At 48.8% G+C, this 14,290-nt stretch carries 13 protein-coding genes; 7 read left to right on the top strand and 6 right to left on the bottom strand.

From position 1 onward, the window contains the following. The first annotated feature begins 11 nt into the window (after positions 1 to 11). Positions 12 to 812 (top strand): CPBP family intramembrane glutamic endopeptidase, encoded by an 801-nt coding sequence (locus BMY63_RS06495; RefSeq protein WP_091915514.1) that lies wholly within the window; start codon positions 12 to 14, stop codon positions 810 to 812. 23 nt (positions 813 to 835) lie between these two features. After that, the gene (locus tag BMY63_RS06490) at positions 836 to 1,885 is read left to right on the top strand and encodes a serine hydrolase domain-containing protein (protein WP_091915512.1); all 1,050 of its coding nucleotides are present in this window, start codon (positions 836 to 838) and stop codon (positions 1,883 to 1,885) included. A 20-nt stretch (positions 1,886 to 1,905) separates the two neighbouring features. Here BMY63_RS06490 and BMY63_RS06485 read toward each other — a convergent pair whose 3' ends face one another. The 3 genes from BMY63_RS06485 to BMY63_RS06475 are packed head-to-tail and all read right to left on the bottom strand — an operon-like array spanning position 1,906 to position 5,125. Next, on the bottom strand, positions 1,906 to 2,934 hold the full coding sequence (locus tag BMY63_RS06485) for an SDR family oxidoreductase (protein WP_091901516.1): 1,029 nt from the start codon (positions 2,932 to 2,934) through the stop codon (positions 1,906 to 1,908). After that, complete coding sequence (locus BMY63_RS06480; protein ID WP_091901518.1) at positions 2,931 to 4,115, bottom strand: iron-containing alcohol dehydrogenase; 1,185 nt, start codon at positions 4,113 to 4,115, stop codon at positions 2,931 to 2,933. Before BMY63_RS06480 ends, BMY63_RS06485 begins: the two co-directional genes overlap by 4 nt. An 11-nt stretch (positions 4,116 to 4,126) precedes the next feature. Next, positions 4,127 to 5,125 (bottom strand): Gfo/Idh/MocA family protein, encoded by a 999-nt coding sequence (locus BMY63_RS06475; protein ID WP_091901520.1) that lies wholly within the window; start codon positions 5,123 to 5,125, stop codon positions 4,127 to 4,129. Positions 5,126 to 5,314: 189 nt separating this feature from the next. Here BMY63_RS06475 and BMY63_RS06470 point away from each other — a divergent pair, with 189 nt between their 5' ends. The 3 genes from BMY63_RS06470 to BMY63_RS06460 all read left to right on the top strand — a co-directional run bounded on the left by BMY63_RS06470 (position 5,315) and on the right by BMY63_RS06460 (position 8,561). After that, positions 5,315 to 6,385, top strand: coding sequence for a hypothetical protein (locus tag BMY63_RS06470; protein WP_091915510.1), 1,071 nt, complete (start codon positions 5,315 to 5,317; stop codon positions 6,383 to 6,385). Between the two features lie 109 nt (positions 6,386 to 6,494). After that, on the top strand, positions 6,495 to 8,015 hold the full coding sequence (locus BMY63_RS06465) for a sodium:solute symporter family transporter (RefSeq protein WP_091901522.1): 1,521 nt from the start codon (positions 6,495 to 6,497) through the stop codon (positions 8,013 to 8,015). A gap of 9 nt (positions 8,016 to 8,024) precedes the next feature. Then, positions 8,025 to 8,561 (top strand): TlpA family protein disulfide reductase, encoded by a 537-nt coding sequence (locus tag BMY63_RS06460; protein ID WP_091901524.1) that lies wholly within the window; start codon positions 8,025 to 8,027, stop codon positions 8,559 to 8,561. Positions 8,562 to 8,633: 72 nt separating this feature from the next. Here BMY63_RS06460 and BMY63_RS06455 read toward each other — a convergent pair whose 3' ends face one another. The 3 genes from BMY63_RS06455 to BMY63_RS06445 all read right to left on the bottom strand — a co-directional run bounded on the left by BMY63_RS06455 (position 8,634) and on the right by BMY63_RS06445 (position 11,688). Then, entirely contained in the window at positions 8,634 to 9,779 is a 1,146-nt protein-coding gene (locus BMY63_RS06455; RefSeq protein ID WP_091901526.1) for a cytochrome d ubiquinol oxidase subunit II, read from the bottom strand. 18 nt (positions 9,780 to 9,797) lie between these two features. After that, positions 9,798 to 11,399, bottom strand: a complete 1,602-nt coding sequence (locus tag BMY63_RS06450; RefSeq protein WP_091901629.1) for a cytochrome ubiquinol oxidase subunit I — start codon at positions 11,397 to 11,399, stop codon at positions 9,798 to 9,800. Between the two features lie 67 nt (positions 11,400 to 11,466). Next, positions 11,467 to 11,688: a DUF4492 domain-containing protein gene (locus BMY63_RS06445; protein ID WP_091901527.1), complete on the bottom strand. Its 222-nt coding sequence runs from the start codon at positions 11,686 to 11,688 to the stop codon at positions 11,467 to 11,469. 200 nt (positions 11,689 to 11,888) lie between these two features. On the opposite strand from BMY63_RS06445, the gene BMY63_RS06440 reads away from it, so the two are divergent. Beyond that, entirely contained in the window at positions 11,889 to 12,761 is an 873-nt protein-coding gene (locus tag BMY63_RS06440) for a hypothetical protein (RefSeq protein ID WP_091901529.1), read from the top strand. 4 nt (positions 12,762 to 12,765) lie between these two features. Next, positions 12,766 to 14,289 carry a TolC family protein gene (locus BMY63_RS06435; protein WP_091901532.1) on the top strand — a complete coding sequence of 508 codons (1,524 nt, stop codon included), beginning with the start codon at positions 12,766 to 12,768 and terminating at the stop codon, positions 14,287 to 14,289. Position 14,290: the final 1 nt, after the last annotated feature.

The following is a 14,290-nucleotide window of genomic DNA, read 5'->3' as shown; positions in this document are numbered from 1 at the left end:
CCTAAAACGTCATGAACCAGAAACGAATATCACGTGTGTTGAAAGCTGTCATCGTTATCATGGCTTTCGTTGCGTTCTTTCTTTTTTCCCATATAGCCTTTATCGAGACCGCAAAAGGCGACATCTATACTGTGTTCGGATTCCTAGCTAATTTTGTGACGCCCGACGGCAGCATCTGGAATAAGATTGTGAAGTACATGCTATGTGCTGTCATCCCTATCTTCACGATTCTGATTGTCTGTTGGGGCAGGAACGTTTGGGAGTGCTGGGGGGTACGAGACGGGTTCCTCAAAGGATGGTGTGTTGGGTTAATCTGTGTCTTACCGATGTTGGCATGCAATAGTCTTTCAGGCTGTTCGGAGTTTTCTTGGGAGTACCTATTGTTAGGTGCTATCCTGCCAGGATTGTTCGAAGAACTGCTGTTTCGTGGCTTCCTCTTTGGACTATTGTTCCGATTCTGTCGATGGGGCTTTGTCTGGGCTGCCTTATCTACGGCCGTTGTCTTTACTATCGGTCATTTCTATCAGGCTAACGACCTGTTGTCGGGACTACAGGTCTTTGCCGTTACAGCTTTGGGAAGTCTTTTTTTCAGTTGGCTGTATGCGGAGTGGGGGACCCTATGGGTATCCATCGCCTTCCATATCCTGATGAACGCCATCTGGCAGCAGATACCTGTCGATGGAGTGACTTCCTCTATTGGCAATGTCGCTACAAATATCGGTCGTGTTGCCACAATCATTCTTGCCATCGTTCTTACCTTTCTTTATAAGAAGAAACAAGGCAAGAATCTGTTTGATTATAAGATAATCTGACAAATAATAATAACGAAAAAAATATGAAGAAGCTATTTCTTGCATGCAGTCTGCTGATGGTATTGACAATCTGCCAAGCTCAGTCTCAGCGTGATGAGCGTGTTGACCTGCCGCGTGCAGAGACACCTGAAAAGGTTACGACGGCGATGGATGCGTTCTTTAGTGCCGCTGCCAAGGCCAAACTGGATGTCCATAGTGTGATGATTGTTAAGGATGGTGCTGTAATCTACAGTCATTGGCAGAGCAAGGGTGCTCCTAACGTTCCCCATGTTCTCCACTCCGTTAGCAAGACGTTTACCGCTACTGCTGTCGGCCTTGCCATCGCAGAGGGTAGGTTGAACCTCACAGACAAGGTCGTAAGTTTCTTTCCCGACAAACTCCCGAATGAGGTCAGTGACAACCTGATGGCCATGACTATTCGTGACCTGTTGACGATGACGTGTGGGCACGATGACGAGCCTAATCAGAGTAAACGAGAAGAATGGGTAAAAACTTTCCTGGCCCATCCTGTGAAACATACGCCTGGTACATTCTACTTATATAACAGTTTGGGAACTTATATGCTTTCTGCTATCGTACAGAAAGTGACGGGTGAGAAGGTGTTAGACTATCTGACTACCCGTCTCTTTGAGCCCCTTCATATCGACAAACCAAGGTGGGATGAGAGTCCACAGGGTATCAGTGCCGGTGGTTGGGGTCTTTATCTGAAGACAGAGGATCTGGCCAAGATGGGACAGCTCTTGTTGCAGAATGGTAAATGGAAAGGAAAGCAGATCATCCCCGCCGAATGGGTCTATGAGATGTCTAAGAAACAAGTTGAGAGTATCAACCCTGGCACCCGATTGGAGCAAGCCGAGGAGCGAGGTATGACAAAGGAAACCAGCGATTGGATGCAAGGCTACGGTTATCAGATGTGGCGCTGTCGACCTGGCTGTTTCCGTGCAGACGGAGCCCGTGGTCAGTATATCATCGTCGTTCCAGATAAGAATGCCGTCATTGCCATTACCTCTGATGTTGAGGATTTACAGGGAGAGTTGAATCTCGTATGGGAAAAGATTCTTCCTGCTATCTGACAGCAGGAAGAATCCATTGGTTATTGTTTATTTATCAGACTATGCCTTGCTACTTCCTGAGCGGTGATGACACGGTCACACCATTGGTCGAAGTCCGGGTCTTCAATCTGTAGTTCTGGATGGGCGAGGATATAGGATACACAGCGGCGTACCCCTTCGTCGAAACGGGTCGTGGCTTGGAAGCCAGGGACGGCTCTTTTCACTTTCGCACAATCGAAAACAACGGCCACAGCTTTGTCGCCTATGAGGTTGCCTATGTAATCCCATTCTTTAGGTGAGACGGCGGCAAGGAAATCTGAGGCCACATAATAGGGCTTGAACTCCACCCCAAGTGCATTGGCGACACATTGGTAGACTTGGTTCCATGTCAGGGACTCATCACTCGTAATCTGAAAAGCTTCACCGATAGCCTTTGGGTTACCTAATAGTCCGATGAAACCGCGGGCAAAGTCCTCATTCCATGTTAGTGTCCACAACGAAGAACCATCACCGTTTACGATGACGGGCTTCCCCTCCATCATGCGCTTCAGTACCTGCCAGCTACCCTTCGGTCCATGTACACTTACTGGCACAGCACGCTCGCAATAGGTGTGGCTAGGTCGGACGATAGTAACAGGGAAGGCTTCTTCACGATAGACCTTCATGAGGAGTTCTTCACATGCAATCTTGTTGCGTGAATATTCCCAATAGGGATTGGCAAGGGTGGTACCCTCTGTGATGATATGACTAGTGGCGGGTTTGTTGTAGGCCGAGGCCGAACTGATGAAAACATACTGACGGGTACGACCACGGAAGAGTCGGATGTCGCGTTCTACCTGTGAGGGTAAGAAGCCGATAAACTCACAAACGGCATCAAACTGTTCGTCGCCCAACAGTCGTAATACCTCGTCTGTATTGTCGATATCGACAATCACCTGTCTCACGTTAGCTGGCACTTCGTCTTTGCGCGTACCACGGTTAAGAAGCCATAGGTTATGACCTGCTGCCGCAAGCTGACGGGTGATGGCACTGCTGATGGTGCCAGTCCCACCTATTATTAGTATTTTCATCCTTTTGCCATTTGATAGATAGCTTCCATGTCTTCTGCCTTGAGAACCTTTAGGCAGCCGCAAGTGTGCGTATTGCCACGGCTACACTTACGAACCATCTCTTTAATCTCTCCGTCAGTGATCTCTCTACCGATGAGTTCTTTGATGTTGATAGGCATACCGATGGCATGGTAGAAACGCTCCATGGCCTCGATACCCTTCAGAGCTGTTGTCTCAGGATCGGTGAAATCGTTGGGAACGTCCATCACGTTTACAGCGAAGCGTACGAAACGACTCAGGTTCTCGTACATTACGTAGCGTGCCCAACTTGGCCATACTGCAGCCAGTCCAGCTCCGTGTGTCACGTCGAACATACCACTGAGCTCGTGCTCTAACTGGTGCGTGGCCCAGTCGTCGCTGACGCCGCAGCCTGTCAGTCCATTATGCATCAGGCTACCGCCCCACATAATCTGAGCCCGATAGCGATAGTTCTCGGGATTCTTCAGTACAGCAAAGATGGCGTTTTTCATACTGCGCAACGCAGCCTCAGCGAGATCGGTGGTTAGGTCCATGTCGTCGTCCTTGGTGAAGTATCGTTCCATCGTGTGCATCATCATGTCAGTAACGCCGGCAGCTGTCTGATAGGGAGGTAGGGTGAAGGTGCGCTCAGGGTTCATGATGGCGAACTTAGGGCGCGACAGATTGTTACTGTAACCGAGTTTTACATCGCCATCCTCATTGGTGATTACGCTCGACTCGCTCATCTCACTGCCGGCAGCAGGGATGGTGAGCACGGCCGCCACGGGTAGCATCGTCGTGGGTGTGGCCTTCCCCAGATAAATATCCCATACATTACCCTCGAAGCCGACGCCATAGGCGATGCATTTGGATGAGTCGATTACACTACCGCCACCGACGGCGAGAATAAAGTCGACACTTTCTTTTCTACACAGTTCGATACCCTGTTGTGCGAGTGATAGTCTGGGGTTTGGTACGACTCCTCCTAGCATGACATAGTCGATACCCTCCTCCTGGAGCAGATTACAAATCTTATCCAGAAGTCCAGAACGTTTGGCGCTCTGTCCACCATAATGAACCAGCACTTTTGAGCCTCCGTATTTTTTCACCAGATGCGCTACTTGTTCTTCCGACTGTTTGCCGAACACCACTTCCGTTGGTGCATAGTAATTGAAATCTCTCATATCGTATTTATTTAATTGTATTTGTTATCCATGGGATAGCATACACCCCATTTTTGGCGCAGACTATCCATGAGTTGCATGATGAAAAGGGTTTCTGCGTGCGGCATTTCACGTGGCTCAAGTCGTCCATCGATAAGCGCTTGCCTGCAAGCAGCGAACTGATATTCGTAGCCGGTAATCTGTTGAGGCACATGGATGTCTTCTACAAACTCACGGTCGTGGGTGTTGACCGTGATTTTCTGTGGATTATTGATATTGTCAATAATCAGGTTGCCGTCGGTACCTGCTATCACACCGATATTATCACCAACGCAGGCTGCGCTTGACTGCAGATTGCATAGCATACCGTCAGCCAGGACCATACTGATAGCGTTAGTCAGATCCATGCCGGTTTTGCTCTTCACACACAGACTCTCCACCTTCACGATGTCGGCAGGAAAAAACATCCTGACGAAGTTCAGGGCATAGACACCCAGATCGAGGAGAGCACCTCCACAGAGGTCTGGTCGCATGATACGGGGTTTGTCGCCCATCGAATAGCCTAGTGTGGCTGTCAATAGCCGTGGCATGCCGATTCGTCCGCTATCAATGAGGTTGCGTACGATGCCAACGGCTGGCTGGTAGCGTGTCCAAATGGCTTCAGCGAGAAAGATTCTTCGCTCGTGGGCTAGGTTGACGATTTCTTGAGCCTGTCCGTAGTTGGCCATGAAGGCTTTTTCCACCAAACAGGGTTTATCAGCCATCAGGGCGTCTCTGGTCACCTCATAGTGGTGCGAGTGGGGAGTACCTACATACACGAGGTCAACGTCCGGATCGGCATACAAATCAGCGTATGATCCATATGCTTTCTCAGTACCCCATTCATGTGCAAAAGAGTCTGCCTTCTCCTGTGATCGTGAAGCCACAGCATAGGCCTCGCAATCGTCCATCCCGTTAAGTGTGATGGCCGCTTTCTCTGCAATCCAGCCCGTGCCGACAATGCCGACACGTAGCTTCTTTCTCTCTTTCATATATCTGTTAGGATTAGTTTCTTATTTTTGGACGTGCGAGAGATGAAAAGGTTTAAAAAGAAATATGTGTCTGAGAGATAAATTTATACCGATTGTTTTGTCTGTTTGCAATAAATATATTAATTTTGCCGACGCAAGAACCGAAATTTTATTGAAAACAATGACAAAATGAAACGAAAGACTTGCAAAATGAGAACACTGGCAGTGATGCTGGCAGTGTTCAGTAGTGTTTCTGCCATGGGACAAGGGCAGAACAGTGGTGACATTGACTGGACGAAAGATTTTACCAGTCGTATTACGCTCAATGGCTATGCTCAGGGAGGTTGGTCGTACCAGAATCCTAACGGAAAGGCCACCAATGCCTATAACCTTAAAAGAACGCTACTATGGGCAAAGGCACGTATCACTGATCGTTGGTCGTTTATGTTCATGCACGACTTCTCTAGTGTGGTACAGGAGTTTTACACCGACTACAGAGTAACAAATAATCAGTCGCTGACCATCCGTCTTGGTCAGTTCAAGCATTCCTACTCAATGGAGAATCCGATGTCGCCTACCCAACTGGAACTTATCGACGTCTATTCGCAGGCAGTGCTTTATTTGGCCGGTGAGGGACCCGACCCCTTGAATGGCGTGAACTACGGTCGTGATATGGGACTTGAGGTCTTCGGTGATCTGGCCAAGGGTAAACTCCACTATGAGTTGGCATTGATGAGTGGTCAAGGTATCAACCGAAAAGATCGGAACAATCAGAAAGACTTTATCGCCAAGCTTGAGTTGCGCCCTGTTGATGGGCTGCGTTTCGTGGCTTCAGGCTATCTTGGCACGGGATGTGCTGTGGGTACAGCGGCTTGGAATCCTAGCATATCTGAGGGCGACAATTATAAGCGCAACCGTTATAGCGTGGGTACTGAGTACAAGACTCGTGCATATTCACCTGCAAAATACAAGGAGGCGCGTCCTGCTTGCATTCGTGCAGAATGGCTCGGTGGTAAGGACGGTAAGGTAGGTAGCATGGGTGGTTATGTAACGACCGCCATCCCCGTGGTTGACGCTCTTGATATAGTAGCCAGTGCCGAGACTTTCGACCGTAATACCGATGTCGATGGCTGGGATCAGACCAACCTCACGCTAGGTGTGCAGTACTGGTTCTATAAGAAGTGCCGTTTGCAGCTACAATACACCCGTTGTATGTGTGGTGAGAATATCAGTTCTAATGATTACAATTGGCTTCAGGCTCAGGTGCAGGTAGCCTTCTAATCCTCTTCCATTCGAGGATATCGAGATAAACAATATAGAAATAATTAATTTGGTGCCTACATGAAGCCCGTTAGGCACTCCTTCCCTCGGGGAAGGTCGGGAGAGATAAATGTTCATCAAAATAATATTAACCATCATTTTTTTGGCCGTGATGATAGGGGTGGGACTATACACCCGTAAACAGGCAAGTAGTGTAGAAGGTTTCGTGCTAGGCGGTCGTGCTGTCGGTCCTTGGCTGACGGCCTTTGCCTTTGGAACCTCATATTTTTCGGCAGTAGTCTTCGTTGGCTATGCCGGACAGTTTGGATGGAAATATGGTCTGTCGTCAGCCTGGATTGGTATCGGCAATGCCATCATCGGTTCCCTTCTGGCATGGATTATTTTAGGTCGTCGTACACGACTGATGACCCAGCATATCGAGTCGCGAACGATGCCCGATTTCTTTGGAACTCGATTTGATGATCAGGGCCTGCGTGTGGCAGCCTCCATCATCGCTTTTGTGTTCCTTATTCCCTACACAGCAGGTGTCTATAGTGGTATCTCTCGTCTTTTTGAGATGGGATTCGGCATCCCTTATGAGTACTGTGTCATCATCATGGCTATTCTCACGGCTGTATATGTGATTCTGGGCGGATACAAGGCCACGGCTATGAACGACTTCATTCAGGGTATTATCATGCTCTTTGGTATTGTGGCAGTCATTATCGCTGTGCTCAATGCTCAGGGAGGCTTGGTTACGGCTGTTGAAAAGTTAGCAGCCTTACCCTCCGATGCGGATCCGTCGGTGAATGGCGGCTTTGCGTCGTTTTTCGGTCCAGACCCGTTGGGGTTACTCGGTGTGGTTATTTTGACGTCGCTTGGTACCATGGGACTGCCTCAGATGGTGGGTAAGTTCTACTCTATCACCGACGAAAGCGCCATCAAACGTGGCACAGTCATCTCTACCGTTTTCGCTTTCATCGTTGCTGGTGGCTGTTATTTCCTTGGTGGCTTCGGACGCCTGTATGATCCTGTCATCGCTGCCAATGGAAAGATTGCCTTTGACTCAATCGTACCTGCTATGCTTGTTACTCTGCCCGATATCCTCATTGCCCTTGTGGTGCTCCTTGTGTTATCGGCCTCTATGTCGACACTGGCATCGCTGGTTCTCACCTCTAGTTCTACGATGACCCTTGACTTGATCTATCGTGACAAGAAAGCCGCTCCTGGTGAGGTGGAAGATGGTTCTATCGATGATATCGTGGCTGAGAAGATCGAGCGTCGTAAGGTGGTGGTCATGCGTGTGCTTATCATGTTCTTTATTGCCATCTCCTTGCTTATCGCCCTTAACCCGCCGACGTTCATTGCCCAGCTCATGGGTATCTCGTGGGGCGCTCTAGCAGGCGCGTTCCTAGCACCGTTCATGCTTGGCCTCTATTGCCGTCGTGTCACCACGGCTGCTGTCTGGGCCTGCTTTATATGGGGTGTTGGTCTTACGGTGGTGAATATGCTCGCAGGTAATCCTATCAATCCCATCAACTGTGGTGCCATTGCCATGGTGGGCGGCTTCCCGGTGGTGTGGATTGTCAGTCTATTCTCCAAAAAACTGCCAGAGAAGACTGTCGAGAGCATTTTTGAGTGCTATCTATAATCAACGAATATGAAAAAGAAAATCCTGACTTTATTGACCATCTGTCTGATATGTTTTCAGATGGTGTCTTGTTCAAATCGCTCGAAGAGTGCTGCGCCAGCAGTTACTGAGTCTTCACAGACGGAGGCCGTGGCCGATATCGCGCCCGATTTCTCTCTACCCGATCTTCAGGGTAACACACTGTCACTCTCGTCGCTCCGCGGCAAGTATGTGGTGCTCGATTTCTGGGGGTCCTGGTGTATTTGGTGTATTCGTGGTATTCCTCATATGAAGGAGGCCTATGCCAAACACAAAGATCGCATGGAGATCTTGGGTGTCGATTGTCAGGATACGGAGGATAAGTGGAAAGCAGCTGTCGAGCAATACGAGCTGCCTTGGCTGCAGGCGCGCTGTCCTGATGATAAATTGTCGGTGCTTGCTAAGCAGTATCAGATTGAGGGTTTCCCCACGAAGGCGGTTATTGATCCTGATGGACATCTGTTGAAGGTTGTCTCAGGCGAGGATCCTGCGTTTTACACCTATCTTGACGAACTTTTCGCCCAGTAAACAAAATAAAGAATCCCCATTATGGTGGGGATTCTTTATTTTTATTTTCCTATAAAAACTTGGCTTTCCTTTCTAATACGCGTGGTCGTCCTGGATTTCGTTCTTGTCGAGTTTCTTCTTGTCAATGGCACGCCAAGCGTAGACGATATATGCTAGTACGAAGGGCACAAGCAACGAGACGTAGAACATCGTCGTGAGCGTGAACTTACTGCTGCATGAGTTGGCGAGGGTGAGCGACGACTGTATGTCGGCTGTCGAGGGATAATAAGCTGTGCGATTCCACCCGGCACAGAGTAATAGGGTCAGTATCACGAGCACAGTTCCAACACCGGCAGGCCAGATGCCACTATTGTATCCCTTGGAGAGCACGGTCTTGCCAATGCCATAGAGCACGAACACAACCCCGATTATTAGAATAACGAGTAGATACCACATTGTGAGGAAGTTATTCAGGTACTTCATTGGCTCCAAGTATACGATACCCTCGGCATTGACGGCATATCCCTCTTTCAGCAGCAAATGGACGAAATAACCCACAAATAGTATCAGGAAGGGCACAGCGGAGCCTATCAGACGTACACTACCACGTGAACGAATATCCTCGTCGGCCACATTATTCATGACGTAGAGGATGCCTAACACACGTGTCAGAAATACTACAGCGAAGCCTAGTACAAGTACCCATGGATTGAGTAGGGCGTCGAGACCATGCGAGGTGTTTGCCCAGCGTGAGATAATAGGGGTAATGATACCTTCAGTGACAAGGTTGTCCTTCACGATAAGGAAGTTGCTGCCTTCAAAGAAGGTGGCAACGGCAGCCCCCAACAGTAATGGACCGACAATGCCGTTGAACGTGAGACAGAACTGGAAGATACGCGGGCCAAGGAAATTACCTAACTTATTTTGAAACTCGTAGCTTACGGCCTGGAGCACGAATGTAAAAAGAATGATCATCCACAGCCAGTAGGCACCCCCGAAGCTTGTGGAATAGAATAAGGGGAATGATGCGAAGAATGCTCCGCCGAAAGTGACAAGGGTGGTAAACGTGAACTCCCACTTACGACCAGTGGAGTTGTATACCAGGCGACGCCCCTCTTCCGTCCAACCGAGGGTGCGTGCCAAAGAGTTGGCTCCCTGGACAAAGAGTAAGAAGACAAGTAAGGCTCCGAGTAGTGAGACTATAAACCACCAATAATGTTGTAGAAATACATATGACATAATAACTCTTGTTTTGCTTTAATACTCAACGTTTCCTTGTTTGATCTGTTTCAGAAGAATGGTGATCTCGACAGCAAGTAGTGTGGTAAAGAGAATGAGGAACAGAAAGAATGTGATCATTACACTTGACGAACTCAAATCACTGACGGCCGCCCATGTGGGCAACATGTCTTGAATAGTCCATGGTTGACGACCGAACTCTGCCACAAGCCAACCGCTCTCAGAGGCAATATAACTCAACGGAATCATCGCAATGGCTGTGATATAATGCCACTTTGGCAGGGTTGTGATGTCCTTTTTGTACGATGCGAATAGGATAACGGCAAAGAATAAGATGAACAGACAACCAAGGCCTACCATGATGCGGAATGCCCAGAAATTCACAGGAATATATGGGACAATATCAGACTTGTCGCGAAGATGGCCGTAGCCGAAATACTGTATATTCTCGTTGAGTATGGATAGGTGGGTGTTCAGCGCAACCTCGTCTGCCTCGTCACTCTTAGCCTTACGGTAGGCGGCGAGGGCAGTGATGGCTTTCTTTCCACGTTCGATTTTCTCATCGACGGAAGGCTCCACCCGTCCGTCGGGGGTCGTGTAGCCGTCGAGAATGTCGTTGATGCCAGGGACGAATCCATGTGGATCGTTTGTCGCCATGAGAGAGAGGGCATAGGGTATTTCAACCTTCAAAGGTGTCTCTGTGGTCTTCTCATAGTCGGGCTGAATAAAAGGGTTTATCCATGCGACAGCCGTCAGTCCCTGATTTGTTCCACCGTTATAAAGTGCTTCCATTGCAGCCAGTTTCATGGGTTGTACCTCAGCTACGTCCATGCCTGATTTGTGACCTGTGACGGCGGTCAATATGGAAGCGACCAGACCCACCGTCGCACCAATGCGGATGCTCTTCAGAGCAAGTTGGGTCTCTCGTTTTTTCATCAGATACCAGCAACTGACACCTACGCAGAATACGGCACCAATGATCCAAGCAGAAATGACCGTATGACAGAACTTGTCGATGGCGAAGGGGGAGAGTGCAACCTCGAAGAACGATACCATCTCGTTACGCATGGTGTCGGGGTTGAATTCACAGCCCACAGGGTACTGCATCCACGCGTTGGCCACAAGGATCCACCATGCAGAGATCGTGGCGCCCAGACCTGTGAGCCATGTGGAGGTCAGGTGGAAGCCTGGTGATACCTTTTTCCATCCGAAATACATGACGGCCACAAAGGTCGATTCCATGAAAAAGGCAACGATGCCTTCTACTGCCAATGGGGCACCGAAGATGTCGCCCACAAACCACGAGTAGTTACTCCAGTTGGTACCGAACTCGAATTCAAGGATGATGCCTGTGGCTACTCCCATGGCGAAGTTCACACCAAAGAGACGCTGCCAGAATTTCGCGGCATTCTGCCAGAAGTCAGCGACAGACCTGTCTGTCGTCTTTCCTTTGTCAAAGGCCCGCTTTGCACGGTAATAGTTTGTCTCGACGATACCCATGATAACCGCTAAACCGAGAGTGAGAGGCACGAAGAGCCAGTGGTAGATGGCTGTTAGGGCGAACTGCGCTCTCGACCAGTCGATCATCCCTGCATCGATGTTTAAGAATAGGTTGCTCATCATATGATTATTTTAGAGGTATGACATCGCTTTGGATGTTCCATTCGTCTTGCTTTAGTGACCAACATTAAAAATGTCCTCGTTCCACGAGTTCGTTCGCCACATAGCTAGCCTTGTCGCCGTCGGCATGCTGCTTGAGAAAGTCGGGCAAGAAGAAAAGTCTGAGAATGAAGAAGATGATAAACAGCTTGATGAGGATGATGGCCCATAGGGTCTTGCCAAGGCTCATTGAACGAAATCCTTCGTCATAGAGGTCGTATATCCTATACAGAAAGCTGTTATGATTCATAGACGTCAGTGCTATTTGTTGCAAATATACATCTTTTATCCATATATTCCAAGCAAAAAGAGGAGAAAACTGTAAAAATTGGTCGAAAAGTCGGTAAATATCTTAAAATTAAACATGGTTAAACTATTGAAGGTCAGTTTTCTTTGTTTTTCTCCACGAAAAACTATAATTTTGCACCGTGATAAAATAAACGAAAAGATATGAATAAGAAGATACTGATTCCTCTGATTATTGTGATACTGCTCTTATTGGGCGGTGTTGTTTACCTCTTTACAGACCTCAAAGAGCAGAAACAGGTGAATGCAGATATGCAAGAGTTGGCTGCTCTTGACAAACAGGAGATGGAGAATGAATATGAACGCTTCGCCTTGCAGTACAGTGAGATGAAGATGCAGATTAATAACGACTCGATCATCGCCCAACTGACACAGGAGCAGATGAGAACCCAGCAATTGCTGGAGGAGTTGAAACAGGTGAAGGCCACCGACGCGCGTGAGATAACACGTTTGAAGAAGGAGTTGGCCACCGTGCGTGCCGTATTGCGCGACTATGTGATGCAGATCGACTCTCTGAACCGCTTAAACCAAAACCTGAGGGCAGAGAATAGTCGTGTGCATGCCGAACTTCAACAGCGTAATACGGAGATTGCTGGTCTGAGCAGTGAGAAAGCTTCCCTGTCGGAAAAGGTCGCCATCGCTGCACAACTTGATGCTACGAATATTCAGCTTCAGTTGTTGAACAAGCGCGGAAAGACTACCCAGAAATTGAAAGACTGTAGGCAGATGCGTGTAAGTTTTGCCATCACTAGGAATGTGACGGCCGCTAATGGCAACCGTACGGTCTATGTGCTGATACAGAACCCTGGAGGTAATGCCTTGACAGGTGGTGGCGCATTCGCCTATGAGAACCGCACTTTGGAGAGCTCTGCGAAGAAGGTTATCGAGTATACTGGTGAGGAGACGCCTGTTACCGTGTATTGGAATGTGTCGCAGATGTTGGAGGCTGGCGACTATCGCGTGAGCATCTTCGTCGACGGCAGTATGATTGGTTCGCGTACATTTACCTTTAAATAAGAACATGGACAAGAGAATTGCTATCAGCTTTTGGCTTTTAGCCTTTGGCTTCCTACCGGCTGGTGCGCAGCGTATTCTCTCGCTCGACAGTTGTAGGCAGATGGCGTTGCATAACAATAAGCAACTTGGAATCTCGCGACTGAAGCAGGACGTGGCGGCCAATATTAGGAAGTCGGCACGTACGAAGTACCTGCCGCATGTGAGCGCCATTGGCACTTATCAGTACACCAGTGAGGAAATCTCACTGCTGAGCGATGTTCAGAAGCATACCCTGCCGTATCTGGGAACGGGAGTGATGACAGGCATGCAGCCTCAGTTACAGGGTTTGGAGGGCTCGTTCTCACAGTTGGGTAACGCTCTCGTTCAACTGGGAATCCCTGTGCAGAATGTCCAGCAGATGATGGGCGGCATGCAGTCGAACATGAATGACATGATGACAGGTCTGGAGGGGACTCTCAACAGCGAGGGAAAGAAGATTGTCGATGCCTTGCGGACAGATACCCGTAATGTGTTCGCTGGCTCTGTACTGCTCACCCAACCAGTGTTTATGGGTGGAAGTATTATCGCTCTGAACAAGATCGCCGATTTGGGTGAGGACATGGCAGAAAATTCCATGGCAGCGCACCGACAAGCTACGCTCTATAAGATAGACCAGACTTATTGGCAGGTGGTGTCATTGTACCATAAGAAAAAACTCGCAGAAGGCTATCTTGATCTTGTTAGGAAACTCGACTCCGATGTTCATAAGATGATTGACGAAGGCATTGCCACGAAGAGTGACGGCTTGAGTGTTGATGTGAAGGTGAATGAGGCCGAGATGGCACTGACACGTGTCAATGACGGACTGGTTCTCTCTCGGATGTTGCTTTGTCAGCTCTGTGGACTACCACTTGACGAGCAGGTGGTTCTCGCTGACGAGCAGACAGATCAGATTGCCGTGGTTGAGTTGGCACCGAAACTTGATATTGAACAAGCTGTTGAGCATCGTCCTGAGCTGAAGATGTTACAGAACACTGTTGATATCACCAAGCAGGCAACAAACGTTCTCAAGGCAGGAAATCTACCACAGGTGATGCTCATGGGTGGCTATGCAGTGAGCAACCCGAATCTGGTGAATGGTTTCGAGAAGAAGTTTGCCGGTTTCTGGAATGTGGGTGTGATGGTGCGTGTGCCACTTTGGAACTGGGGCGATGTGATGTATAAGGTACGCGCTTCAAAGGGGGCAACCTCTATCGCCAGTCTGGAACTGGCTGAGGCCCGTGAGATGATTGAGCTGCAGGTGAACCAGACAACTTTCAAAGTTGGTGAAGCCAATAAGAAACTGGCTATGGCACAGGCAAATATCCTGCGTGCCGATGAGAACTTGCGTACAGCCAACCTCGGCTTTCGTGAGGGCGTGATAACACCGACCACGGTGATGGAGGCACAGACGGCTTGGTTACAGGCGCAGTCTCAGAAGATCGACGCAGAGATTGACGTCCGACTCAGTCAGGTTGATCTTCAAAAGGCGTTGGGAACGTTAGAATAAT

This window comes from Prevotella aff. ruminicola Tc2-24 (genome assembly GCF_900110895.1).
Classification (GTDB): domain Bacteria; phylum Bacteroidota; class Bacteroidia; order Bacteroidales; family Bacteroidaceae; genus Prevotella.
This window is presented reverse-complemented; position numbering and strand designations above follow the sequence as displayed.